Here is a 24022-nt window from a genome sequence, read left to right on the forward strand (position 1 = left end):
GGGATGCTTGGCTCATGACCGAAAATGCCACCACCCCCGCCGCCCGCGCAGAACTGTTGCGCTCCCTTCACGTGCCAGGGACTCCCCTCATCGTCTCCAACGTGTGGGACGCCATTACCGCCCGCATCGTCGCCGAAGCCCCAGGAGTGCGCGCCCTCGCGACTGCAAGTCATGCGGTGAGTTTCGCGCACGGTGTGCCAGACGGCGAAGGACTCACCATCGAACAAGCGCTGAATGCGGCATCCGTCATCTGCAACGCCGTCGAGATTCCCGTCTCCGTCGATTTTGAGAAAGGCTACGCCGCGGATGCCGCCGGCGTTCAAGCAAACGTCGAACGATTGATCGCCGCCGGAGCATCCGGGATCAACATCGAAGACAGCTCGGGCCCAGCCAAGGCTCCACTCTTCGACCTCCCCCATGCGACAGCTCGAGTTGCTGCCGCCCGAGCCGCCGGAAACGCAACGGGCGTACCGATCGCAATCAACGCCCGCGTAGACGTCTTGGCTGGAGGCGGCAAGTGGGAGGACATGGTCACCCGAGCAAACGCCTACCTGGCCGCCGGAGCTGACTGCATCTTCGTGCTCGGGCTCAGCGATGAAGAAAAACTTGAACGTGCACTGGCCGAGATCTCTGGCCCGATTTCCGTCATCGGAGGACCAGGCTATGTTTCGTTGAAACGCCTCGCCGAATTGGGAATCGCCCGCGTCAGCTTCGGTCCTCGCACCCTCGGCCTCACCCTGTCGCACGTGCAGGCGGCAGCAACTCAGTTGACGGCTCTCGGTGACTACCCTGACGAACTCGGCTTCTCGTACTAACAAATCGCACACGGACGACCCCAGTTGGTGGGGCGAAGCACGCTACTCGTGTTTTGCCTCGCCCGCCTCGGCGTCCTCAGGAGTAATGTCGGTTCATGGACACGCAACAACCCATCAGCTACTGGGTGAAGCACGTCGACCGGATCATCGACGAGCTATTTGCCCTCACCCTCGAAGAGCACGGCATCACTCGTCGGCAGTGGCAACTGCTCGTGGTGTTATCCAAGGGGCCTGCCGGAGTTGCCCTTCTCGACATCGAGATCGCTCCTTTTCTCAGCTCTCCTCGAGCGGCGGTTCCGCCGACCCAAGATGCACACACGAGCTCACTTGAGTCGCTGCAAGAACTTGTGGAAAGCGAATGGCTCACCACCGACGGCTCCCTCTACGAACTCACAGAACGGGGCCGCGGAGTTGTCGAACGGCTCGCCGCCGTGATTGCCAAAGAGCGCACAAAAGCGACCGAGGGGGTCACACCAGAGCAGTACGAAACAGCCGTTACGGTGCTCGAGACGATGGCAAAAAACCTGAGCACTCAACGCGACGGCGCTGCCCCGCCAGCCAGCTAGCGAGCCAGCGAAAGTAGTCAACAGAGACGTCCAACAGAGCGGGCTAGCGGATTAGGGCCCACCAGATCAGCAGCATCGTCACGAAGAACCCTGTGACGAAATTGAGGGCCAAGAAGTTTTTCCAGCCACGGTTTGCTGACTCGGCTGTGGCATCCGTGATGTTCCAGAATGGCGCGCACATTGCCGCATAGGGAAGCACGAGGATTGCCCCGAGCGGGCCGGGCCACGCAGCGAAGAGCAACAGGATGCCACCAGCAAGATAGGCGACAACCGCAAACCGGGTCGTAGCGCGCGCCCCAATCACCGTCGCGATCGACGAAATTTCGGCAGCGCGATCAGCGAGCACATCCTGCACAGCACCGAAAGCGTGTGAGGCGATTCCCCAGAGGAAGAACGCCCCCAGCACTGCCCACAGTTGGGGAGTGACGGCGGCACCGGTAAGCACGAGGGCGTAAATCGCTGGCGACACAAAATGAGTGCTCGACGTGAGCGAATCCAAGAAGGGCCTCTCCTTGAACCGCAGCCCCTTCGCCGAATACGCGACAACCGCGAACATGCTGATAAGCAACACCAACCACGACAGCGGGTTGCCGACAATGACGAGATAGGCGATAAACGGGAGCGTCGAGACGGCGGCAGCGATGAGCGTTGGCCGGTGCATCCGAGGGTCAAGCAATGCACCCTCTACGCCTCCCTTTCGCGGATTACGCAAGTCAGATTCGTAGTCGAACACATCGTTGATGCCATACATCGCCAGGTTGTAAGGCACGAGAAAGAAGATGGTGCCCAGCACGAAGGTGAGGTCGATCGCCCCGGTCGTGAGGTAGTAGGCAGCCGCGAACGGGAACGCCGTGTTGACCCAGCTGAGGGGACGTGATGAGAGGAACAGATCCTTAACCATTGTGGGCCTCCGGATTCGCGGGAGAGTCTACGGTTTTCGCGGGCGCTGTAGTTGTTGCACCGGAACCACGGCGCGACCCCAACAGCATCCACAGACACGGCAACCCCACGACGGCCGCGATTGTGTAGGCGAAATCTTCGAGCGGAGCAACACCGATGAATGCACCGCTGATGGCGTCAGGGCTATAGCCGACAAGGCCCACGGAGATCATGACGTTGTCGAAGATGGCGGTCATGATGAGCAGGATGCCCGCTGTGACCGCGATCGCGCGCCACCCCGGCGCACGTCGAGTGGCGACTGTGACGACGGCGAGCGCCGTGACGATCGCAAGAAATACTGCATTGAGCAGCCAATAAGTCACGCCGCACCCACTCTCGTGCGGGTGAGAGCGCCATAGACGTTCATAGTGAGATAGCAGAGCAGCGTGAGGAAGAAGATCTCCTCGAGAGGAACCTCCGGAGCCACCAGCAGTCCCGTCATGAAGTCGGTTTCACCACGGAAAAAGATGCCGAGGCTAACCCCCAGCAGGTCCCACACAAAGAAGAAGATCACGCCCACCACCAACACCACTGTTGCCCGACGTGCATCCCGCCAAAAGAACAGCGTGAAACGGCGATCAAGCACCACCATGCCGGTCAGCGAAATCAGCAGCGCAACAAGGTAGAGAACAATCACGGCTAATCCTGTGCGGAGAGGGGCTCAGGAAGTGGACCGGGTGAGGTGTCTCCCCGCAGTCGCTTGATAAGCACCTCGGCACTGATGAGACACATAGGCAGTCCGATGCCGGGGATGGTGGAGCCGCCAACGTAGTACAGGCCCGTGACCTTTTTGCTCACGTTGCCAGCGCGGAAGAATGCGCTCTGCTTGAGAGTGTGGGCGGGACCGAGTGCCGTACCTCGCCACGCATTGAGGTCGGCAGCAAAGTCGCCAGGACCTACAGTTCGGCGAACAGTGATGCGATCGGCGAAATCAGGGATGCCAGTCCAATCGCCGATTTGTGAAATCACTGTGTCGGCAAGCTTCTCAATGCGAGGGTCGCCATCGCCACCAATCTCGCCCCGACCGATCGACGGATCGGCGGGAATAGGCACAAGAACAAAGACATTCTCGAAGCCATCGGGGGCAACGTTGGGGTCAACACCGCTCGGCTTGCAAATGTAAAGCGAGGCCGGTTCCGGCACCTTCGGCTCAGTACCGAAAATCGCCTCAAACCCCTCTTGCCAGTCCTTCATGAACAACAGCGTGTGGTGTTCAAGCTCAGGCAGTTCGCCCTTCACTCCCAAGTACAACAGCAGGGCACTTGGCCCGGGCGTCTTCGATTGCCAGTACTCGGCCGGATAGGTCTGCTCGCTCGACTCCAGCAGAGTGGTTTCGGTGTGGTGGAGATCGGCGGCCGAGACGACAATATCGGCGGTTAGGGTGCGTGACGTTCCTGCAGCATCGACGTATTCGACACCGGTCGCGACTCCGTCAACCGTCGTAATGCGGGTGACCTTCGCATTGGTACGAATATCGACTCCGGCGGCGCGCGCAATGTCGGCGATGCTCTCGATGACGCGCGTGAATCCACCCATCGGGTAGAGAACTCCGTCAGCCAGATCGAGGTGACTCATGAGGTGATACATGCTGGGCGTCAGATACGGCGACGATCCCAAAAACACTGCTGGGTAGCCCAAGACTTTGCGCAGACGATCATCCTTCACCGTGCGCGCGACCAGTCGCGAAAGCGGTTCGATGAGCAGACGGATGAAGCGGGCCGCCTTTGCCAATACCTCTTTCGTTGCGCTCGTGCGCAGGTCAGCAAATGACGTATATAGGAAATATTGCTTAGCTAACTCATAGGTTTCTTCTGCGGACTTCAAGTACTTCTGCATGCGCACGCGCGATCCAGGCTCAATGCTCTCAAACAGCGCAAGGTTCTCGTCGAGGTCCGTTGAGATGTCGATGGGGTCTGCTTCACCCTCGAAATACACCCGGTAACCGGGGTCGAGGGTTACAAGTGACAGTTGCTCTTCTGCACTGGTTCCCATGAGTTTGTAGAAGTGGTCAAACACCTCAGGCATCAAGTACCACGAAGGGCCGGTGTCGAACCGGAAACCATCGTGTTCCCACGACCCCGCACGACCGCCAACAGCAGGCAAGCCCTCCAGAATCGTGACCGAGTGCCCCTCCTTGGCGAGAAGCGCAGCGCTCGAGAGCCCCGCAATACCGCCACCGATTACAACAACGTCACTCATACTCGAGGACTCACCCCCATCGCGGCAGCCGCAGCCAACCGCAGTTTCACAACATCAGGAACGCGCACACGGGTGCGCACTAACTCGCTGGCCGGAGTCGCCCGGATGCGTTTCGATAGCTGAGCGAAAAGGGAATGCGCGAGCGCAACAGCCTTCTTGCTGCTCGGCGGCAGTTCGGAACCGATCGCCGCATCCCGCAAATCGTTATCGAGGTCATCGAGAAGCCGAACTTTACCTTCTTCAGTGAAAGTCGCAACATCGATGCCAGGAAAGTAGCTTCTGCCGAGGGTCTCGAAATCGTCGGCAAGGTCACGCAAGAAGTTGACCTTCTGGAAGGCAGCGCCCAAAGCGCGTGCACCGTGTTCAAGCTTGGCCCGCTTGTCATCGGTGACATCGTGACCGTGCAAGAACGCACACAAGCACATGAGCCCAACGACCTCAGCTGAGCCGTAGACGTAACGCTCGAAACTTGCCTGGTCGTGCACTTTCTGACTCAGATCCATGCGCATCGACTCAAAGAATGGAGCGGTGAGCTCTGCACCAAACGACACTTCGCGTGCGGTGAGAGCAAAAGCATGCACGATGAGGTTTGAACTGAACCCCTGCTCCATCGCCAGTTCAGTTTCGCGCTCAAGTTCAGTGAGCTGACGCGAAGTAGAAATCAGGTCAAGGCCAGCTTCTTCTGCCCCGCCGTCAACGATCTCATCGGCAATGCGCACCAAGGCATAAATGTTCTCGACATGTTGGCGAACATCAACGCCCAAGAGCCGCGAAGCCGCAGAAAATGACGTGGAATAGCTGCGGATGACGATGCTCGCAGCATCTTCAGCGACGCGGTCATACAGTTTGAGTCTGGTGCTCACGCGCGCCGACTTTCCAGCGCCCTGCACACGACAGTTAGGCTGTATTCACTGCGGCACAGTGCGTGCGGCATTCCGAATCTATCCACCTAGGCAGACTATCGCGATCATGAGCCAATTCCCTGAGCAGGTCGTACTTCTCTCAAACACAGGTGAGCACATCGGTGTGGCAGATAAAGCTCTCGTGCACACGACAGATACCGCGTTGCACCTCGCGTTTTCGTGCCACGTCTACAACGCGACTGGTCAGGTTCTTGTGACGCGTCGCGCGCTGTCAAAGCTCACCTGGCCCGGAGTCTGGACCAATTCCTTTTGCGGACACCCCGCTCCCGGCGAAGACATAACTGACGCGATCATCCGACGCGCCCAGCACGAACTCGGAATCACCGTCAGTGATGTACAGCTCGTGCTGCCCGATTTTCGTTACCGCGCCGTTGACTCATCCGGCATCGTCGAGAACGAGATCTGCCCCGTCTACCGTGCAGTGACCACGGATGCCGCAGCCCCGAACCCCGAAGAGGTCGCCGAATTCGATTGGGTTGACCCCCAGTCGCTGCACACTGCTGTGGCAGCGACACCCTTCGCGTTCAGCCCTTGGCTTGGCTGGCAGTTGGAGCAGCTCGAGGTTCAGCGCTAGGCACCCGAGCCAAGAATCACCGTCGAGTCCTCGGCGGAAGCACTCCCCCGCGATTAATAGCCGCGCGTGGGGTTGAGCGTTCGCACTTCGTCGAGCATCGCGTTGATGACACGCAGGCTGTCTTCGGGCTCGATCAGTTCGGCGAAAAGCCACAGGCCATCGACCATGGCGATGATCGGGTAGTCGTAGCCGCCAGACGTCTCTTCTTGCAGCACGTAGGTTTCGACCGCGCCGTTCGACGTGCTCTCGTAACCAGCGGTCGCGATCTGATCCCGGAGTGCCGAACCATCGACGCTCGACACGTCGGCGACCATGATCGTAAAGAAGGCGTGGAAGTCATCGGTGTAGCCCCAGATGCACTGGTCGCGCTGCGAAACCGCGTCGAGGATGGGGTCGAAGCCTTGAGCGTGAAGAGCCCACGGCACTTCTTCTGGCCCTTGGTCGCCATCGGTGGGAAGAAGTTCGCCTCGCTCGCCCAGATACTCCAACGCGATGCTTTCGGGCAACATCTGCTCGCAGTTCGGAATCACCAACGGTCCCTCAACCGGTGCAGCAGTTGGCTCAACAGGGCTCAACGTTGGCTCGCTCGAAACCTCACTATTATCCGCGGGCACAGCGCAGCCGGCCATCGAGAGAGCAAGCAGAGCCGCGGATACTGCCACAAGAATGCCGCGAGCGGAATGTCGTGCTGAGAGTGCCGGTGCTCCCGCGAATGTGTCCATGCGAGCAACAGTAAGCGAAGATGAGGAATAAGAGAATATCCCTCACCAAACTGTAATAATCGGAACTAGCCCCCGACAGAACCCGCATCATTCGCCCGCACATCGGTGCGGTGGAAGTTCTGAAAACTGCGGCTTGCCGTCGGGCCACGCTGGCCCTGGTAGCGCGAACCGTACTGGCCAGAACCGTAAGGCGATTCAACGGGAGAGCTCGTCTTGATGAAGCACAACTGCCCGATTTTCATGCCCGGCCACAACTTGATCGGCAGCGTTGCCACATTGCTGAGCTCGAGGGTGACGTGACCCGAGAATCCGGGATCAACGAAACCCGCCGTGGAGTGGGTGAGCAAACCGAGTCGCCCAAGCGAGCTTTTGCCCTCAAGGCGAGCGGCGACGTCATCGGGCAGAGTCACGAGTTCAAAAGTGGAGCCAAGCACAAACTCGCCGGGGTGAAGAATGAACGGCTGGTCGGCATCCACTTCCATCAGGTGGGTGAGGTCTGGCTGGTCGACCGCCGGATCGATGAAGGGGTACTTATGGTTATCGAAGAGGCGGAAGAAGCGATCGAGCCGCACATCGACACTCGATGGTTGAACCATGTCAAGATCGAGAGGGTCGAGGCCAATACGGCCAGAGGCAAGTTCGGCCCGGATATCGCGATCACTGAGAAGCATGGCCTAAGACTAACGAAACCCGGCCCGATAATTGCTCAAACGAGCAAATGTTTACGGCCGAAAACTCGGGATCGCTCGCAAGCTGGCGCCGCGAAGGTCACTCGAGTCGTGCAGGTCGAGTGAGCGCGATGCGCGATGCCGCGACATCCGCCGCCGTCTTGTCAATCAGTTCTTGGAGAGTGTCGCAGCGAACCATGGCGCGAAGCCAGGCGTGCACAGTCAGCTCGATTTCGGATCCATAAAGGTCGGCTTCAAAATCGTGGATGAAGGCTTCGACTCGGCGATCAGTGACATCGTCGAAAGTGGGGTTGGCTCCAATACTGATGGTCGCACCGTGCCGCGTAGTTGTCGGCGGAAAACTGACCCAGCAGGAGTAGACACCATCCTCAGGAAGAGTTCCCAGACTGTTGACCTGCACATTGGCGGTGGGAAACCCCAGTTCGCGCCCCCGTTTGTCACCATGGACGACTGTGCCGCGAAAGGTTAGCGGCGGGGAATCTTCCATGGGGAACCCACAATCGGTGGTTGATCGCGCAAGCAGCGCTGACGCGGAAAACAAGAGGCCCTCAGAGTGCGCGGAACTGGCTGAGGTGAAAGACCAAAGGAGCGACTTCGGGGAACGCTTCAGAGTGGATGACTTCGAGCGTAACGATCTCGTGGTCTCCGCCATCGAAACTGTTGCGAATCTCACACTCGAGCCACAGTGCAGCTCCGTTCATGTGGATTGCTCCGCTCTCTGTTGCTTTCCAGTCCGTGCCCGTAAAACGGTCGCCGGTACGAGAAGCGAGGTTTCGAGCGGTCTGTTCTTGATCGGCACCAAGCACGCTGAGCCCAACTCTGGTGGCTCGCGCCAGCACCGGCCAGGTGGCAGAGGTGCGGGCGGGGCAGACGGCGACGAGCGGCGGTTCGAGCGAAACCGAGGTGAAGGAGTTGACGGCGATGCCGACGGGTTGGCCATCCACGACAGCGGCGAGGGCGATGACCCCTGTCGGGAAAAGGGAGAGTGCGCGGCGGAGCGCAACTTGGGGCGTGACTTCTTCCGCGGCGGTCTTTGTGGACATGAGCGGACTCCTTTGCTTGAGATGTTCACCCAACCGGCTAGTTAGTCAAGTTTGAACATAGGACTATATGTTATTCATTTTTGATCATATAAACAAGCGAGTTCCTTCCCGACAGCCGCAATCCGTGGCTTACGATTGGGGTCATGTCGACGACAACTCGCTTGGTCGTGCTCGGCGCTGTGCACCAGTTTCAGCCCGTTCACGGATACTTTCTGCGCCGTGAACTCATGACCTGGCACATCGACGAATGGGCCAACATCCAACCCGGCTCTATCTACAACGCACTGCGATCGCTCACAACTGACGGCTACCTTGCCGAGAACGGCACCGAAACCGCCGGCAATCGCCCCGAACGAACCACCTACCGGGTGACCGAAGAAGGTGAAGTCGAACTGTTGCGGATGCTGCGCGACACTCTGTGGACGGTAGAAGTCTTCGACACCAAACCCGTCATGGTGCTCACTTCCTTCATGTACGCCCTCCAGCGCGACGAAGTGCTTGACGGGCTCGAACACCGCGTGACCGAAATCGACGCCCGCATTGCCAGCAACGCGTACCACATTGGTGATGTTGCGACCTCGACGTCGACTCCCGCCTACGTGCGCGAAATCTTTGAACTCGCGACCGCGCGATTGCGCGGCGAACAGCAGTGGGCTCGAGACGTGATCGGTCGCATCCGTTCCGGCGACTACATTTTCGCCGGCGAAGATGGCGACCGTCCCACTCGAACCACTACCGACTAGCTCGTTACTTCAGCCACGGCCGTCGCGCGGTAGGCGGCGCCCGGGTGGTCATCGCGAAGCACCGAATCGTCGGTGCCCAAAAGTCGTTCCCGCAGAGTCGGCGCATCATATCCTTCGCCGGCGACTCCACGCTCCCGCAAAATCGGTAGCACCTGCTCAATGAAATCGATCGTCGATGTCGGCTGAATCATCGGAGTCAACAAGAACCCATCGAGGTCGGCGCCGTCAGCGAGAGCGATCATTTCGTCCGCAATCTGCTCCGCAGTACCAATGAAGGGTTTGCTGCGCACTCCGTTGCCGTGCCATTGCGCGAGAACATCGCCAACGGTCTGGTCTCCGAAGCGAGTAACTTGCGTCTGCGAAAGCTCAGTGTGGAGTTCTTTCATTGGCGTCGCCGGGTCGAACGACGAAAGGTCTAGGCCCGTAAACCAGGCATAGGAGGCCACGGCAACGTCCGGGCTTTCGGTATCCCGCACGGCGTCGTACTTTGCGCGCGCTTCATCGGCAGTCTCACCGATTGCGCAGGTGAACGCCGACATGACCTTGACCGAATCCGCAGCGCGACCGTTCTTCACTGCTTCTTCACGAATGGAGGCGACCTGCTCAGCTATCTTCTCGACCGACCCGCCTCCGAGGAACACCGCTTCGCCATGCTTGCCGCCAAACTCGCGGCCGCGCGGTGACGTGCCCGCCTGAAAGAGCACCGGAGTGCCCTGCGGCGAGTACGAAGAGTTTCCGTAGCCGTGCGACGTGAAGTACGGGCCATCGTGCTCAATGCGGTGCACCTTGGCGGGGTCGGCGAAGCGACCGTTCTTGTCGCGCTCGAGCGCATCGCGCTCCCAGGCTCCCTCCCACAGCTTGTAGACGACTTCCATGAAGTCATCGGCCATGTCGTAACGCTCGTCGTGCGCCACCATCGGAACACCAAACGCCTGCGACGCCGTCTCGGCGGTTCCCGTCGTCACGACGTTCCACCCGATGCGGCCACCCGAAAGGTGGTCGAGGCTCGCGATGCGGCGAGCAAAGGCGTAGGGCTGTTCAAGAAGAGTGGATCCCGTGAGCACGAGTCCGAGGTTCGTGGTCGTCGAGATCAGGGCAGCAGCCAGAATCGCAGGATCGAGTCGTGGCAGGTCGAGGCCCTCGACCGAACACACGTCTGGACGCTCACCGTTGACATCGGCCCAGCCCCAAGCATCCGCCAAGAACATGAAGTCGAAGCCAGCCTCTTCGCAGATGGTGGTGATTTCACGCCAGTAGTCAAGGCGGTCGAACATGTCGCGTTTGTTGTCGGGGTGACGCCAGGTGGACGTTCCCGAGTCGTTGGCCTGGGGGTTTTCGAATAGACCGAAGCGAAGCTTCTTCATGGTGAAACCTTTCGTGGTGGTGAAAAAGTCTGATTGTGGTGAAAAAGGTCAGAGTGGAGGCGGGAAAAGGTGGGTGGAGCCGAAAGCTAGCGGCCGACGGCGGCTCCGTCGCTCCACCAGAGCACTCGCTTGCGAACGAGCGCGAGGAGAGAAATCAGGATGACTCCCATGAGGCAGAGCAGCGCGATGCTGGCCCAGGTGACCGGCAGGTTGGCTTGCGCAGCAGCGATCGTGACGAGGGATCCGAGCCCCGCCTGTTGACCGGCGGCGACGAACTCTGCAACGGCTGCACCAACGATCGCGAGCGGAAGCGCAATGCGCAGTCCCGCGAACACGTAGGGCATTGAACCGGTGAAACGCAGGTCGCGGAAGATCTCCCAGCGGCTGGCATGCAGTGTCTTCATCACGTCGAGAGCGCGGTCATCCACATCTCGCAGCCCGGCAAGCGAATTAACGAGCATGGGGAAGAACACAACGAGCGCCGTAACGATGAATTTAGGGGTCATGCCGAAGCCGAACGCCACAACCAGAGCGGGAGCGATCGCCACGATCGGGGTCACCATGACAACGACCACGAGCGGCATGATTGCGCGCTCCATGATCTGAAACTCCGCCATGATGATCGCCAAAATGAACCCGGCGAGGATGCCTGAGCTTGCACCCACCAGAACCTCAAGGCCCGTCACGAGCATGTTGGCCCAGTAGGTGTCGGCGTCTTTAATCAGGCTGACCCAGACTTGGTCAATCGTCGGAATCACGTAAGGATTGGCGATCGCAGTGACCTGCCAGAGCGCTGCAGCAATAACAAAAGTGATCAGAGCAGGGGCCCAGTTGGCCCAGCTCAGATTTTGCTTGAGCTTTGCCGTGGCGAGCGGCGAGAAGCGGCGTCCGCTTGCACTGGACGCCGCTTGAACTGCGAGAGCTGACGTCTCTGTCGTTGACATGGTGTCCTCGTTTTTGCGTGACTTAGGCACTCTTTTGCCCCATCACTTCGCGGAGTGTTTGACGCACGTGACCTTCAAGATCGCGGAACTCGTCGGTCGCGTACACGTCGATCGTGCGGGGACGCGCCAGGGGAACATCGATGATTTCGGCAATGTGGCCTGGATGCGCCCCCATCACCACGATGCGGTCGGAGAGCATGATCGCCTCGGGCACGGAGTGGGTGACGAACATCACGGCCTTGCGGTTGGACTGCCAAAAGTCGAGCAACCCCAGCCGCTGCGAATCACGATTCATTTCATCGAGCGCCGAGAACGGTTCATCCATGAGCAGGACGCTCGGGTCAAATACGAACGCGCGAGCAATAGCAACGCGCTGCTGCATTCCGCCCGAGAGCTGGCCGGGATACTTGTCGAGCGCGGCGCCCAAGCCGAACGACTCCAAAATCTCGCGAGGGTCGCGCAGGTTGCGGTTCGCATTCGCTTTCGGATTCACCGTCATCGGCAGTCGCACATTGTCGAGCACAGTCCGCCAGGGGAGCAGCGCCGGCGACTGAGGAACAAGACCAATCATTTTGTTCTTCGTGGCCGCAGCGACTGTCATCCCGTCTACCATCACTGTGCCGCCGTCAACGGGCAAAAGACCCGCGACAGCTTTCAGCAGTGTGGACTTGCCACAGCCACTCGGGCCGATGACGGAAACGAATTCGCCCATCTTTATCGAGAGGCTCACGTTATTGAGCACGAGCGTTCGAGCCCCATCGGGCCCGAAGCTCTTAGAGACGTTCTCAATACGAACGCCGGCGTGTGGCTGTGCGGTTTCCACAGTTACTCCCTGAGTTGTGAAGCCGGATGCCGCACCGGGTGGGTTGGTGCGGCATCCGAGCGGGGTGGTCGGGTTAGTTGCCCGGCCAGATCAGTTCGCCGTCTGCATAGAGATCAGCGACGAGCGTTTCATCCATCATGTCGGTGATAGCGGGAAGATTGTCGACGTTGCCGAACTTCTTGACGAGTTCGTATTCGGCTTCCCAGTCATTAGCAGTCTGGGATCCAGGGAGACCGCTGTTGCTGTCCTTGACCCACTGAGATTCCACATTCCAGGTGCGTTCGAGTTGATCGCGGGGGAAGGCCGAACCTTGACCGTTGTCTTCGGCGAGCTGGGCGATCATGTCGATGCACTCGTCGGAGCTGTCGAGGCAGAACTGCAGGGCGTGCAGCGATGCGCGCATGAAGTCGGCGGCGACTTCGCGGTTCTCTGCGAGGAACTCAGAATTGACTTCCATAACGTTGTAGGTGCCTTCAACACCCACGTCCGACGGGAAGAACTCAGTGAACGGCAGGCCTTGAGCGCGAAGGTTCTCGGGCTGGTTCGAGGCGTAGCCGACGATCGCATCGACCTGTCCGCGAGTGACCACGGTGGGGTCGTAGTTGGTCATCTTGATCAGTTCGACCTTGCTGACATCGACGTCAGCGGCATCCAACATGGCGGATGCGATCGGAGTGAGGTTGATGAAGTACCCGAGCGAACCACCTTCGAGGTCCTTGAGGCTCGTGATTTTTTCGTTGGCGAAGATCGAAAACGGCGGGGTATTGCCGTAGGTCGCAACCGCGGTGAGGTTCTTGCTGTTTGCTGCGGCGAGCATGACATCGGATGCCGAACCGAGAGCGGTGAATTCGGCTTGTCCCGAGGAGACGAGCTGTTGTCCGTTCGCGCCGGAGGCGTTGATTTCTACGTCGAGGCACAGGTCCTTGAAGTAGCCGAGCTCTTCGGCGAGGAATACATCGAGCTGACCAGCGCTGGCCGAGTATCCGTATCCGGAGATGTAGGTGATGGTGCCCACCGCGGCATTGCGGTCGCAGGCTTCCTGAGATATCAGGAGATCGCCGGCGTCGGGCGTGGATTCTTCTGCAGGGGCTGTGCAGGCGGAGAGCGTGAGTGCTGTTACCAAGAGTCCTGCGATGCCGAAGCCTCGCAATTTCTTGGAATCAAGAGGTGTAGTCACTTGGATCCAGGTTCCTTCCTAGGCCGTATCCGTCATTGGATGGCTAGACAAAACGTACATGATCAAGATTGACTGTGCAAATTTTATCTAGCCAATTTTTGAGGCCGCGGAATGCAGGCGAGTTTCAACACGCGTGATGCGGAGGGGTAGACAGTTCGCGCGGCGACGGTCGCAACTAGTACGTGCGAGTGGGGTTCGCTGCGCGCACTTCGTTGAGTGCACCATCTGCGATGCTCGTCGTGAGTTCACTGCTTGATCCTGAGGAGTGAATCCACAGGTCGCCAACGAAGTAGTGAGTATCTACGTTGGTGCCCACGAGGTTTTCGCCGGAGAGTTCGAGTTTAGTGACACCGTCGACGGTGCTGCCAAGGAAGCCAGCAGCGAGGAGGGCGGTCGTGAGGTTCTCGGCATCAACTTCAGTGATGTCTGTGACGGTCAACCCGAAACCACCATCAGAGTTAGGAACGCCCCACACGCAGTGCTTGGCAATGGACGCATTCGACGAGGCCGCAGCGACCTCAGGCAATTCGTAGCCGTAGATCGGCACCGAGTCATCGTCGTTCAGCACTTCGGTGGAATCGGAGAAGATGCTCTTGGCTGTGCTCAGAGGCAACAAAGTTTCACAGCCAGGGATGATGAGGGGTTCCGGCGTGGGCAGCGGGGTCGAGCTAGGTGCACTCGTTGCTGGGGTCGGGCTTGGTGAGGTGGCGGTCGGCGCAGAAGGCGCACAGGCCGCTAGCGCGAGTGTGAGCAGAATTGCGGATGCCGCAGCGGTGGCCGCTTGCGTGCCTGAACGAGTCACTGCCGCGCCGACGCTCTTGCGTGTCTTCATGCCAGCAGGTTAGACCCACCGATATCTCTTGCACAGACTTGCGCTCGAATTGTGATGAATGTTTACCATCACGTTCAGATGCTTTCTGGCGCGACCTGCGTAGCGGTTGGGGCCCCAGCGGTCTCATGCTCGGGAGTTGGCTTGCCGGTGCGCATTCGATACGCGGCAACAATCCCGCCGATGGTGAGTACAACGAGGGCACCAATCGCAATAAAGAATCCGTCGTCAAACTGGGCACCGTAGGCGCCGACAGCGACGTAGGCGACTGTTCCTGGGATGATCCCGATGACCGTGCCCAGAGCGTAGTCCCGCACCCGCACCGCGGTGAGCCCAGCAGCGTAGTTGATAAGCGTGAACGGCAGGATAGGGATGAGGCGAAGCACGATTACCGACACCAAGCCACGGCGCTGCAACATTTCATCGAGGGCGTGCACCCGACCGCCCGTATATTGTTCGATCGCATCTCGACCCAGGATGCGCCCCAACCAGAAAGAGAGAGCCGCACCCAACAGGGCGCCGATCAAGACAATAAGTGCGCCGATCCAGAGCCCCCAAGCGACCCCGCCCGCGATGCTGAGGATGCCTTTTGGCACCGGAGTCAGGGTGAGAAGCGCATAGCCCGAAACGAAGAGGGCTATTCCGAAGATTCCTGCTTCACCGGTCCACTCGTGGATTTCATCCACCGATGGGAGTTGCACCGTCAACGCGACCGTGACGGCTGCCACGAGAAGAAAAATCAGCACGCCGCCGCGCCACAGCGTTGACGTGCGGGTCTTTGTCATTAGACCAATGCTACGGCGTGCGACACAGCTCAGTAATCAGGAAAGCTATGGCAACATAACCAGATGGTCTATGTCGCTGATGAATCCCGTTACGAACCAATGCCCTACCGCCGAGTTGGGCGCAGTGGACTGAAACTGCCCGCTGTTTCGCTGGGGTTGTGGCAGAACTTTGGGGATGACAAGCCGATCGCGACACAGCGCACCATCATCCGCCGGGCTTTCGATCTTGGGGTTACGCACTTCGACCTCGCCAATAACTACGGCCCTCCCGCCGGTTCTGCCGAGTCGAACTTCGGCCAGATTCTGCGCGAAGACTTCCGCCCGTACCGCGACGAGATGATTATCTCCAGCAAAGCCGGTTACGACATGTGGCCAGGCCCGTACGGCGTAATGGGGTCGCGCAAGTACTTGCTCGCGAGCCTCGACCAATCGCTCAATCGGCTTGGCCTCGACTACGTCGACATCTTCTACTCGCACCGTGCTGACCCCGAGACTCCGCTCGAAGAAACCATGGGCGCCCTGCACACGGCGGTGACCTCGGGGCGGGCACTGTATGCGGGCATCTCCAGCTATTCGCCGGAGCTCACGCGCAAAGCCGTTCGAATCATGAATGACCTCGGAACGCCTCTGGTCATCCACCAGCCCTCGTACTCCATGTTCAACCGTTGGGTCGAAGACGGACTTCTCGACACCGTGGACGAGCTCGGCTTGGGCGTTATCGCCTTCTCTCCTCTGGCCCAAGGGCTGCTCACGGATCGCTACCTCGGTGAAATTCCTGCAGACTCTCGCGCAGCCAAAGGTGGCTCGCTGAAGTCAGGAATGATCAACGACGAAACGCTCGGTCGCGTAAAAGCGCTCAACGACATCGCTGCCGGACGCGGACAGTCGCTCGCCCAGCTCGCCATCTCGTGGGCGCTGCGCAACGACCGGGTTACCTCGGCACTCATCGGCGCCTCAAGCGTCGCTCAGCTCGAGCAGAACTTGGCCGCCGTGCAGAACCTCGAGTTCGAGCCTGCCGAGTTGGCCGCGATCGACGAGCACGCCAAGGATGCCGGAATCAACCTGTGGGCAGCATCGAGCGCGGTTTCCTAGATTTTTCGGTGCACTCCCGAGCCGGCATCTGTGCCGTCCCCGGACTCCGGGGCGGCAGCAGACTCTGAGCCGCGCTTGCGCGCCGCAGTCTCGTCGAAAGCCTGGGGATCGCCGTTGCCTCCGCCATAGGTTTGCAGGAATGTCTGCGCGACATTCGCCGCAAACGCACCAAGGCGATGGAGGTACAGGGTGAACTTTGCCATGGCCTCACCCTACGGGCTCTAGCTGAGAAAAAATCCGCTCAACTCGAGGGGCCCTTTTGCCGCACAACAAGTGCCGCGCCGAGTTCACCCGAGATTTCGCGGGCGACAGCGTTCAGCAGCGGAAGTTGAACCTTGAGAGCCTTCAGGTCAGCCGCCATGCGGATTGCCGTGATCGATAGCGCACCCACGACGCCGGCCGGGCCGTGGATCGGCACAGCGATGCAGTTCACGAAGTCTTCGAATTCACCGTCGTCGACCGCCCAGCCTTGCGCGGCGACGGTGGAGAGTTCGGCATCCAGCTCAGAACGAGAGGTCACCGTCTTTTCGGTGAACTTTTCCCACACCACACCAGCGAGGACAGCATCCCGCTCGGCGGCAGGCATGTCGGCCAGGATCACTTTGCCGATACCGCTGCAGTAGGGGCGAACCGGGCTACCGATGCGCGAATACATCCGCACTCCGCTGGTGTCTTCGACCTTGTCGACATACACAATGCTGTGGTCAACCACGGCAGCCAAATGGATAGTGTTGCCGACAGTACGGTGCAGCTTCACCAGTCGATCGTGGGCAATTTCAGCAAGATCGAGACTGTCGGATGCCTGGTGAGCGAGCGCAATAAGGTGCAAGCCGAGCACATACTCGCCACTCTTTCGCTTGCGCAGGTAGCCGACCTCTTCGAGGGATTGCACCTCACGGAACATCGTGGAGCGATGCACCCCGAACTCTTCCGCGAGCTCACTGACGCTTGCCGGGCGAAGGGCAACCGAATCGATGATGCGTGCTGCACGGCGAACGCTTTGCGACATCCGGGGCCCTTCTGATTGCCGCGCAGGTCGGCCGAATCACCAATTGCGCGTGTTGCACTATTTGCAACAGTGTTGCACACAATGCGCATATGGTCGATAGTGGAGGCGTGGAGCCCAACAAACAGCCTGACGTCATCGCGATCGGCGAGACGATGGTTCTCATCACGCCCACCGTCGCCGAGCCCCTCGAAACCGCCGAGCTGTTTCGGCTCGAAACCGGCGGCGCCGAATCAAATGTGGCCGTGCACCTCTCCGCACTCGGCCATCATGCTGCGTGGGCAAGCCACCTCGGTTCCGATCCTTTTGGCCGCCGAGTAGAGCGCCAACTCCGCGAGCGCGGTGTCGACACGAGCCTCGTGAAATTCAGTACGGATGCTCCAACAGGTTTCTATTTCAAAGACCCCGGAAACGGTGTCATCTACCACCGCGCCGGTTCGGCCGCTTCGACCATGACGCCCGACGATCTCTCGGATGTTCCCTTCGAGCAGGCCGCCATCACCCACATTTCGGGAATCACCCCTTCACTCTCGACAAGCTGCTCGGCGCTGATCGACTCCGTTCTCGACCGTGCGCAGCGGAGCGACACCGTCGTCAGCTTCGACGTCAACTACCGTGCCGCCCTCTGGCCCATCGAGGAAGCTGCACCCACCCTTCTCGCTCTCGCCCGCCGCGCCGACATCGTGCTCGTCGGTCTCGACGAGGCAGAAGTGCTGTGGGGCACGACCACGCCGGAGGAAGTGCGGGCACTGCTCGACGCCCCCGGCATTCTCGTCATCAAGGATGGCGACGTCGGCGCAACAGAGTTCAGCGCCGAGGGCACCGTCTTCGTGCCCGCCCACAAGGTTGACGTCGTTGAGGCAGTCGGTGCCGGCGACGCATTCGCTGCTGGCTACCTCAGCGGTTACCTCACCAGGCTCACTCCGGAACAGCGCTTGGGCCTTGGTCACGACCGCGCTGCCCTCGTTCTGCAGTCCACAACCGATCTCCCGACTCTCTAAGTTTTCTCCCCCACACCGCTGAAAGGCTCACTCCCATGGCTCAGATCTCGAACGCATCGCTCGACCAGCTCTTCGAGGGTCAGCCGCTCATGGCAATCCTTCGCGGCTTCGGTGTCGAGCGCAGTGTTGCTCTCGCGCGCACTGCCTGGGAGCTCGGCATCGACTCGGTTGAGGTGCCGATCCAGTCCGCTGAGGATGTCGAAGCCCTGCGCGCCGTCGTCGCCGCAGCCAAAGACCTCGGCAAGTCCGTCGGCGCGGGAACCGTTGTCACTCTCGAGCACGTGCGTCAAGCAGCGGATGCCGGAGCAGCATTCACCGTCAGCCCGGGCTTCGACCTCGACGTAGTTCGCGCCTCGTTCGACGCGGGCATGCCGCCGCTTCCCGGCGTTGCGAGCGCGACCGAAGTGCAGACGGCACAGACCGCTGGCCTCACCTGGGTGAAGGCTTTTCCGGCATCCCTCTTGGGCACCGGCTGGTTCGGCGCCATGCGCGGACCGTTCCCCGCAATGCGTTTCGTCGCCACTGGCGGAATGGATGCGGGCAACGCCGGCGAATACCTCAGCGCGGGCGCCAAGGTTGTTGCGGTCGGTTCGGCCCTCGCCGACGCGACCCAGTTGCCGCGCCTCGCAGAGCTGCTCGCCGCGCGCAGTTAACGACTTGCGAAACTGCCTAGCGCCCCGCGATCTCCACGGGCTGCAGGGTCGCGCTCTTAGGCTCGCGGTTGTCGCCCGAGGAACGACCTGTGAGACGGCGGCCGACCCACGGGAGCACGTATTCACGCCAGTAGGCCGCGGTGCGGGGGCGAGCGTCATCCGCCGGCCCCTCATCAGCGCCAAAGTCGGGCACCGCAATCTCGAGCGCCGACAACACGTTGCTCGCAACCCGAGCGTGCCCGCGCGCGTTGAGGTGCAGTTTGTCGACCGACCAGTACTGCAGCTTGGTGAGTTCTTCGTCGGCCCAATTGTTCACAAACGTCACGTTGTCTTTCGAGGCCCGCGCCATGACTTGCTGCGCCAAACGCTCACCACGCGTTGCCATCACCGAACCAAACGGCAAATGTTTACTCGGGTTGCCACCACTCAGCAGCAGAACATGGATGCCGCTGGCCGTCGCCGTGTCCACTGCGGCCAGCAGCTGGTCGGTGATCGATTCCAGCGAAACCTTGGGGCGCATAATGTCGTTTCCGCCACCATTGAGGCTCATCAGCTGAGGTCGGAGGGCAACCGCAGCCTGCAACTGGCCTCCCGCGATGGGCGCGAGGAGGCGTCCACGGATGGCGAGGTTCGCATAGGTAACCGGCTCAGGCGATGCGAGCGCAAGCCCAAGGGCAACCTGATCTGCCCAACCTCGAATTCGACCATCCGGCAGTTCATCTCCGACACCCTCGGTAAAGCTGTCCCCGATGGCGACATAGCTGGAGAACTGGTGAGTCATGCGGTGTCTACCTTCCGAAGGGGGAATCGGGGCGGCGCCAGATCACAACGAGCGAAGTCGCGATTGGCCCGAGAATGAGGGCGAGAACAAACCAGACCCAGCGCCGACGGTGCTTCATTTCAGCGAGACCGGCCGTGACAATGGCGAGAGAAAACCAAGCCCAACTGCCGTCCAGAAGTGTTTGAGTTTCAATCATCCCGCCAGCCTACGCCTGAGCCGGAGGGCGGCAGGCACGTGGCAGCATCGCTCCAGCCACGCGCCAAGAATCAGCGCGTGGCCGGGAGCTTAACGAGCCTTCAGCGCCTCAACAACATCCGCGGGCTCGGCGCGCAACTTGTAGTCAGCGTTCACAAACGCGAACGTGATGGTGCCATCCTGCTTGATCACGTAGGTGGCGGGAAGCGGCAGCTGCCATCCGGTCGCACCGTTGGACTTCACGAGGTCGAAGCCGGCCTTTTCGTAGTAAACCTTGGTGCGGTCATCCACGGGGTGAAGGAGTCCGAAGCCGTTGATCGCTTCAAGCTCGCCGTCGGACAACACCGGAAATTCGAGGTTGTGCTTCTCTTCGGTGGAGAGTGATTCCTCGGGGGTTTGCGGCGAGATCGCGACCAGGGTTGCCCCGGCAGCGCGGAACTCGGGCAACATTTCCTGCAGCGCCTTCAGCTCGAGGTTGCAGTAGGGGCACCAAGATCCGCGGTAGAACGCGATAGCAACCGGGCCCTTTTCGAGCAGTTTGCTGAGGCGCACCGTAGTGCCTTCGGCATCCGGCAGTTCGAAGTCAGGGGCGGTGTCGCCGACCTTGAGCGCGTTGTTGACGATGCCAGCCTTCTCGACTTCGGTCACCGAATTGGTGAGGGTCGCGCTGTCTTCGGCAGACTTTGTTGCTGCGCTGCTATCGGCACGTTCTTTGAGCTGCTGGGTAAGAGTCATGTCACTCCTGAATCGTCGCGGGACGCGGGCAAACATCATGCCGTGCAGGGAGTTTCTCTGCCGCGTCGTCACTGGGGCGAACCACTGACCGAGCCACACTATTCCGGGCTGCTAAGCGTCTGGGGTGTGCCCGCTCGCGTTCGCCGACACCCCCGCGCTTGCCGACATCCCCGAGATGATCTCAAGCGCATGCCGCAGCAGCGTGCTCGAAGTGTTGGTCGTGTACGGAAAGTAGACAACTTCTACACCGACAGCAGCGAATTCGCGTTCGAGGCGTTCCCCCTTCTCGGTGCCGCGCCAATCATCACCCTTGAAGAACGTGGTGAAGCCGACTTTGCGCCACGTTTCCAACTTGTCAGGAACAGTCTCGGCCACCGCCTCATCCACAAAGCGGATGCTCTGAACAATTTCTAATCGCTCGGCAAACGGAATCGTGGGGCGAAGGTTCTTGGTCAATTCGAGCATCTCGTCCGAGACAACTCCGGCGATGAGGTAGTCGCACTGTTCTTTGGCTCGTCTGAGAATGTTGAGGTGCCCAACGTGGAAGAGATCGTAGGCGCCTGCGGCATATCCAATTCGTTGTGTCATGAGTTTTCACCGTGTCGGGGTCAGGGTGGGCGGTGCGATTTCGCCGTCGCCAGCGAAAGGTGCCTCGGTGGGAGGCGAAGGCGCAGCGGGCGCCGCCGTGGAAGATGAGTGCGAAAGCGGCGCTCGAACAAGCGCATTGCGCGGTGGCCTCGCGTGCTCAAACGGAAACCGGTATCCGCGTTCCAGCACGAGCGAAGTGAGAAAGAAAAGAGTGAAGATCACGCTGGATTCGATCAACCCGTTTTCGAGGGCGCTGCGCAACAGCAAAAGCACCAACAATGGGAAGGTGAGCACTCGCAAATCATGAGACAACAGGCTGTCTCTGACAGTGAGAAGCACCCACACGCTCACGGCGATCAGGCCAACAATGCCTGCCTGAGACAGGATCGAAATCCAACTGCTATCGAGAACCTGAACGTCCCACCAGCGTTGGTCCACTTCCACAGTTTTCACCGCCAACCCGGCGCCAATCCATTTATGCCAGGTGTCGATTGGGATGCTGAAAACCGCATCCCAAGCAATCGTTCGAGAACTCAGGGTTGCCAACTGTTCGACATCTTGACCGCGGATCGCAACCTCGGAGACGATATTGGTGAACGCGACAACGGCATAAGAAACGGGTGCAAGCAAGATGAGTGCGATCCCGGTGGAATGGGGCACGGGCCATGCCAAAAGAATTCCGACAACCATCGCAATCACCACGACGATAAGAGTGGTTCGGGAGCCCGTGGCCAACAGAATCGACGAAAAGGTCACGAGCAGCGTTGCCCGGCGTGTGGTCAACCCTGAGCGGGCAATAGTGACCGCAAGGCCCAAAAGTGGAGGGGCAGCAAGACCCGCGAGCTCGTTTGGCCTCATTGCGGGGATGCCGGTAGCGAGTCTGCCCTCAGCAAGAAAACCCGGAATACCTGTTACTGCCCCGATCAGAGTCAGGATGCCCATGGCAATTAGCAGTGCCGTGAGCACGTCCATCGGTGCCCCACAACTGGCCAGCGCAAAGACTGTAGCCCCGAGTAACAGGATGCGCACGGCCAGCACGAGCGACGGCATGACATCGCCGCTTGCCAGAGCCCCCAGACAGGAGAGTCCCACAACAATCACCAGCAGAATCGTTGATCGTACTCCCACGCGTGCACGGTTTGGCGAACGCCGGTAGATCAGGGCGGCGCAGCCGAGGGCGGTGAGAGCAAGGAGTGCTTTCGCCACAACAACAACGTCGAGCCCTCCATCGAAGAGTGCATCCGGACGCCAAGAGACCACACTCAAGACAACGAGAAACCACGTTCCGATGATGGAGCGTGAGATGACGCTGCTGCCCTGAGCTTCCCGGGAAGACATCAGTCCGCCGGCGGCTCTGTCGTTGTGGGTGCGATCGGTGCAGTCTTCGGCGGTTCAGCTTTCGTGGCCGCAGCCTTCGACGTTCGGCGCCGCGGCGTGATGAGTGCCTTCGCTGGTTTTGCCGCAAAATCTTCTGGGGTCCATGTCGCCATCAGATCAAGACGGTGAGTGTGCGGCACATCCACGAGCACCACACCTATGGGACGCACCCCGGTGATGCGCAATTGGCTCACCGCCTGGGTCAATTCGCCCTCGGTTGTGTGGTCATAGCGAGCGATGATGACGGCCACATCGGCGTAGGGCGCCACGAGCGAAATACCCACCGGACTTGCGGCTGGCGCAATCTGGGTAATGACAACATCGGCATCCGCAAAAAGTTGGGTCGCTACCGCACGAATCGTTGCTTCGGCGTGAACTTCTGTCGGCAAAGTGTTGCCGGCGGGAACAACAAAACTTCCCGCTGATTCGATGATGCGGATGACGTCGGTAACGGTTGCCGTTTCGCTCAGCAATTCAGCGAGCCCTGGCTCGCCCGCGAACTCGACGAGCGGGCTTGATTCGTCTGTCGTCGGCTCGGATTCCACAAGAAGGGTTTGACGCCCTGTCGCTGCTAGGGCGCCAGTGAGCGCCAGTCGCACGTGGGGAGCGTCTGCTTTTTTCCCGGAAGGAACGAGAAGCAGCATGCGCGGAGTTCCTCCACCATTCGCCTGAGTAATTCTGGCGATCGTTTCAGCCGCAGCTTCCGCGAAGCGCGTTTGTTCATGGCCCACATCGGTCTTTCGCCGATTGCGTGGAATCGCGCCGAGTACTGCGAGCCCTGTCGTGCGGCGCACATCGCCGACAGAGCGAATGCGACGATCGAAGCGTGCGAGGAGCAACGCAATGATCGCACCACCGGCCAGCCCCGAAAGGAGCCCGAGCCCCAGGATCACCGTCTTCTGTGGTGCGCTCGGCGAGAGCGGAGCGAGAGCAGGAATCAGTCGATCAAGTGAGACCGAGAACGTACCAAAATTTTCGACCTTCGCGACGAGCCGTGAAAGACTATCGGCGACAGCGTTGGCGATAGTCGCAGCATCCTCCGCAGAACTCGCGCGCGCCGTGATGTTGATGTTGACGGTGCTGTTCGGGTTGGTCGCTGTCACCATCCGCGAGAGTTCTTGCACGCTGATATCGAGTTCGAGGTCGTTGATGACCGGGCGCAATACGTCTGAACTGCGCACAAGATCCGTATAGGAATTGACGCGTGCCAGGGAGAACTGGGAACGCTCTGCGAGAGTCGCATTCTCGTCGTTGACAACAAGAAAGAGCGTTGCTGTAGAGGTGTAGGTCGGCGGGATACTGAACGCTATGAGCGCAGCGGAAACCACTCCAACCGCGACAGCAATAAATATAGCCAGCCATCGCTGCCGGAAAATTTCGAGATAACTCAAATCTTCCACGAGTTGAACCACCAGTCGGGAGGGGAAACAACTAGTCGGCGTCAGGGTAGAGAACCGAC

The 24022-nt window shown here is 60.0% G+C and carries 30 protein-coding genes; 7 read left to right on the forward strand and 23 right to left on the reverse strand.

Annotated elements, in window-relative coordinates; genetic code table 11:
* The first annotated feature begins 14 nt into the window (after nucleotides 1–14).
* On the forward strand, nucleotides 15–815 hold the full coding sequence (locus AC1ENN_RS13650) for an isocitrate lyase/PEP mutase family protein (RefSeq protein WP_480406277.1): 801 nt from the start codon (nucleotides 15–17) through the stop codon (nucleotides 813–815).
* Between the two features lie 95 nt (nucleotides 816–910).
* The gene (locus AC1ENN_RS13655; RefSeq protein WP_480406278.1) at nucleotides 911–1381 is read left to right on the forward strand and encodes a MarR family winged helix-turn-helix transcriptional regulator; all 471 of its coding nucleotides are present in this window, start codon (nucleotides 911–913) and stop codon (nucleotides 1379–1381) included.
* A 43-nt stretch (nucleotides 1382–1424) separates the two neighbouring features.
* On the opposite strand, the gene AC1ENN_RS13660 is transcribed toward AC1ENN_RS13655, so the two are convergent.
* Genes AC1ENN_RS13660 through AC1ENN_RS13680 form a run of 5 tightly spaced genes read right to left on the reverse strand, consistent with a single transcriptional unit; the run spans nucleotide 1425 to nucleotide 5382 of the window.
* Nucleotides 1425–2282 (reverse strand): prenyltransferase, encoded by an 858-nt coding sequence (locus AC1ENN_RS13660; RefSeq protein ID WP_449647750.1) that lies wholly within the window; start codon nucleotides 2280–2282, stop codon nucleotides 1425–1427.
* Entirely contained in the window at nucleotides 2275–2643 is a 369-nt protein-coding gene (locus AC1ENN_RS13665; protein WP_449647751.1) for a lycopene cyclase domain-containing protein, read from the reverse strand. The genes AC1ENN_RS13660 and AC1ENN_RS13665 overlap by 8 nt, the downstream gene beginning before the upstream one ends.
* Nucleotides 2640–2957, reverse strand: coding sequence for a lycopene cyclase domain-containing protein (locus AC1ENN_RS13670; protein ID WP_449647752.1), 318 nt, complete (start codon nucleotides 2955–2957; stop codon nucleotides 2640–2642). Before AC1ENN_RS13670 ends, AC1ENN_RS13665 begins: the two co-directional genes overlap by 4 nt.
* A gap of 2 nt (nucleotides 2958–2959) precedes the next feature.
* A complete protein-coding gene (gene crtI / locus AC1ENN_RS13675) occupies nucleotides 2960–4519 on the reverse strand; it encodes a phytoene desaturase family protein (protein ID WP_449647753.1) in 1560 nt (519 codons plus the stop codon).
* Nucleotides 4516–5382, reverse strand: coding sequence for a phytoene/squalene synthase family protein (locus AC1ENN_RS13680; RefSeq protein ID WP_480406279.1), 867 nt, complete (start codon nucleotides 5380–5382; stop codon nucleotides 4516–4518). Before AC1ENN_RS13680 ends, crtI begins: the two co-directional genes overlap by 4 nt.
* A gap of 106 nt (nucleotides 5383–5488) precedes the next feature.
* Here AC1ENN_RS13680 and idi point away from each other — a divergent pair, with 106 nt between their 5' ends.
* Nucleotides 5489–6016 carry an isopentenyl-diphosphate Delta-isomerase gene (idi, locus tag AC1ENN_RS13685; protein WP_480406280.1) on the forward strand — a complete coding sequence of 176 codons (528 nt, stop codon included), beginning with the start codon at nucleotides 5489–5491 and terminating at the stop codon, nucleotides 6014–6016.
* 53 nt (nucleotides 6017–6069) lie between these two features.
* Here the strand turns inward: idi and AC1ENN_RS13690 are convergent, their stop codons facing one another.
* The 4 genes from AC1ENN_RS13690 to AC1ENN_RS13705 all read right to left on the reverse strand — a co-directional run bounded on the left by AC1ENN_RS13690 (nucleotide 6070) and on the right by AC1ENN_RS13705 (nucleotide 8470).
* Nucleotides 6070–6738 (reverse strand): hypothetical protein, encoded by a 669-nt coding sequence (locus tag AC1ENN_RS13690; protein ID WP_480406281.1) that lies wholly within the window; start codon nucleotides 6736–6738, stop codon nucleotides 6070–6072.
* A 65-nt stretch (nucleotides 6739–6803) separates the two neighbouring features.
* On the reverse strand, nucleotides 6804–7409 hold the full coding sequence (dcd, locus tag AC1ENN_RS13695; RefSeq protein WP_449647756.1) for a dCTP deaminase: 606 nt from the start codon (nucleotides 7407–7409) through the stop codon (nucleotides 6804–6806).
* Nucleotides 7410–7506: 97 nt separating this feature from the next.
* On the reverse strand, nucleotides 7507–7914 hold the full coding sequence (locus tag AC1ENN_RS13700; RefSeq protein WP_480406282.1) for a riboflavin kinase: 408 nt from the start codon (nucleotides 7912–7914) through the stop codon (nucleotides 7507–7509).
* Between the two features lie 61 nt (nucleotides 7915–7975).
* Nucleotides 7976–8470 (reverse strand): flavin reductase family protein, encoded by a 495-nt coding sequence (locus AC1ENN_RS13705; protein ID WP_449647758.1) that lies wholly within the window; start codon nucleotides 8468–8470, stop codon nucleotides 7976–7978.
* Between the two features lie 143 nt (nucleotides 8471–8613).
* Here AC1ENN_RS13705 and AC1ENN_RS13710 point away from each other — a divergent pair, with 143 nt between their 5' ends.
* On the forward strand, nucleotides 8614–9213 hold the full coding sequence (locus AC1ENN_RS13710; RefSeq protein WP_449647759.1) for a PadR family transcriptional regulator: 600 nt from the start codon (nucleotides 8614–8616) through the stop codon (nucleotides 9211–9213).
* Here AC1ENN_RS13710 and AC1ENN_RS13715 read toward each other — a convergent pair.
* The 6 genes from AC1ENN_RS13715 to AC1ENN_RS13740 form a co-directional block, all read right to left on the reverse strand.
* Nucleotides 9210–10577 carry an NtaA/DmoA family FMN-dependent monooxygenase gene (locus AC1ENN_RS13715; protein WP_480406283.1) on the reverse strand — a complete coding sequence of 456 codons (1368 nt, stop codon included), beginning with the start codon at nucleotides 10575–10577 and terminating at the stop codon, nucleotides 9210–9212. The two genes, AC1ENN_RS13710 and AC1ENN_RS13715, sit on opposite strands and share 4 nt — an antisense overlap.
* Before the next feature lie 86 nt (nucleotides 10578–10663).
* Nucleotides 10664–11521 (reverse strand): ABC transporter permease, encoded by an 858-nt coding sequence (locus AC1ENN_RS13720; protein WP_480391451.1) that lies wholly within the window; start codon nucleotides 11519–11521, stop codon nucleotides 10664–10666.
* A 22-nt stretch (nucleotides 11522–11543) separates the two neighbouring features.
* A complete protein-coding gene (locus AC1ENN_RS13725; protein ID WP_480406284.1) occupies nucleotides 11544–12344 on the reverse strand; it encodes an ABC transporter ATP-binding protein in 801 nt (266 codons plus the stop codon).
* A 73-nt stretch (nucleotides 12345–12417) separates the two neighbouring features.
* Entirely contained in the window at nucleotides 12418–13521 is a 1104-nt protein-coding gene (locus tag AC1ENN_RS13730; protein WP_449647763.1) for an ABC transporter substrate-binding protein, read from the reverse strand.
* A gap of 175 nt (nucleotides 13522–13696) precedes the next feature.
* Nucleotides 13697–14353, reverse strand: coding sequence for a hypothetical protein (locus tag AC1ENN_RS13735; protein WP_480391453.1), 657 nt, complete (start codon nucleotides 14351–14353; stop codon nucleotides 13697–13699).
* Nucleotides 14354–14427: 74 nt separating this feature from the next.
* Entirely contained in the window at nucleotides 14428–15135 is a 708-nt protein-coding gene (locus AC1ENN_RS13740; protein ID WP_480391454.1) for a TVP38/TMEM64 family protein, read from the reverse strand.
* Between the two features lie 63 nt (nucleotides 15136–15198).
* Between AC1ENN_RS13740 and mgrA the strand changes: the two genes are divergently transcribed.
* Entirely contained in the window at nucleotides 15199–16227 is a 1029-nt protein-coding gene (gene mgrA / locus AC1ENN_RS13745; RefSeq protein WP_480391455.1) for an L-glyceraldehyde 3-phosphate reductase, read from the forward strand.
* Here the strand turns inward: mgrA and AC1ENN_RS13750 are convergent.
* Together AC1ENN_RS13750 and AC1ENN_RS13755 are read right to left on the reverse strand one after the other, a co-directional pair.
* The gene (locus AC1ENN_RS13750; protein ID WP_480391456.1) at nucleotides 16224–16430 is read right to left on the reverse strand and encodes a hypothetical protein; all 207 of its coding nucleotides are present in this window, start codon (nucleotides 16428–16430) and stop codon (nucleotides 16224–16226) included. The two genes, mgrA and AC1ENN_RS13750, sit on opposite strands and share 4 nt — an antisense overlap.
* Nucleotides 16431–16468: 38 nt before the next feature.
* On the reverse strand, nucleotides 16469–17236 hold the full coding sequence (locus AC1ENN_RS13755) for an IclR family transcriptional regulator (RefSeq protein WP_480391457.1): 768 nt from the start codon (nucleotides 17234–17236) through the stop codon (nucleotides 16469–16471).
* A 107-nt stretch (nucleotides 17237–17343) separates the two neighbouring features.
* Between AC1ENN_RS13755 and AC1ENN_RS13760 the strand changes: the two genes are divergently transcribed.
* On the forward strand, nucleotides 17344–18234 hold the full coding sequence (locus tag AC1ENN_RS13760; protein ID WP_480406285.1) for a sugar kinase: 891 nt from the start codon (nucleotides 17344–17346) through the stop codon (nucleotides 18232–18234).
* A gap of 35 nt (nucleotides 18235–18269) precedes the next feature.
* Nucleotides 18270–18887, forward strand: a complete 618-nt coding sequence (locus AC1ENN_RS13765) for a bifunctional 4-hydroxy-2-oxoglutarate aldolase/2-dehydro-3-deoxy-phosphogluconate aldolase (protein WP_480406286.1) — start codon at nucleotides 18270–18272, stop codon at nucleotides 18885–18887.
* Nucleotides 18888–18903: 16 nt separating this feature from the next.
* On the opposite strand, the gene AC1ENN_RS13770 is transcribed toward AC1ENN_RS13765, so the two are convergent.
* The 6 genes from AC1ENN_RS13770 to AC1ENN_RS13795 all read right to left on the reverse strand — a co-directional run bounded on the left by AC1ENN_RS13770 (nucleotide 18904) and on the right by AC1ENN_RS13795 (nucleotide 23963).
* Complete coding sequence (locus tag AC1ENN_RS13770; protein WP_480391460.1) at nucleotides 18904–19668, reverse strand: SGNH/GDSL hydrolase family protein; 765 nt, start codon at nucleotides 19666–19668, stop codon at nucleotides 18904–18906.
* Between the two features lie 7 nt (nucleotides 19669–19675).
* Nucleotides 19676–19864 carry a hypothetical protein gene (locus AC1ENN_RS13775; RefSeq protein WP_480391461.1) on the reverse strand — a complete coding sequence of 63 codons (189 nt, stop codon included), beginning with the start codon at nucleotides 19862–19864 and terminating at the stop codon, nucleotides 19676–19678.
* An 89-nt stretch (nucleotides 19865–19953) separates the two neighbouring features.
* Nucleotides 19954–20598, reverse strand: coding sequence for a peroxiredoxin-like family protein (locus tag AC1ENN_RS13780; protein ID WP_480391462.1), 645 nt, complete (start codon nucleotides 20596–20598; stop codon nucleotides 19954–19956).
* Between the two features lie 111 nt (nucleotides 20599–20709).
* Nucleotides 20710–21186 (reverse strand): FAD synthase family protein, encoded by a 477-nt coding sequence (locus AC1ENN_RS13785; protein WP_480391463.1) that lies wholly within the window; start codon nucleotides 21184–21186, stop codon nucleotides 20710–20712.
* 6 nt (nucleotides 21187–21192) lie between these two features.
* Entirely contained in the window at nucleotides 21193–22524 is a 1332-nt protein-coding gene (locus AC1ENN_RS13790) for an O-antigen ligase family protein (RefSeq protein WP_480391464.1), read from the reverse strand.
* Nucleotides 22524–23963, reverse strand: coding sequence for a Wzz/FepE/Etk N-terminal domain-containing protein (locus AC1ENN_RS13795; protein ID WP_480406287.1), 1440 nt, complete (start codon nucleotides 23961–23963; stop codon nucleotides 22524–22526). The genes AC1ENN_RS13790 and AC1ENN_RS13795 overlap by 1 nt, the downstream gene beginning before the upstream one ends.
* Nucleotides 23964–24022: the final 59 nt, after the last annotated feature.

The sequence above is a fragment of the Rhodoglobus sp. G.S.23 genome, from assembly GCF_056675935.1.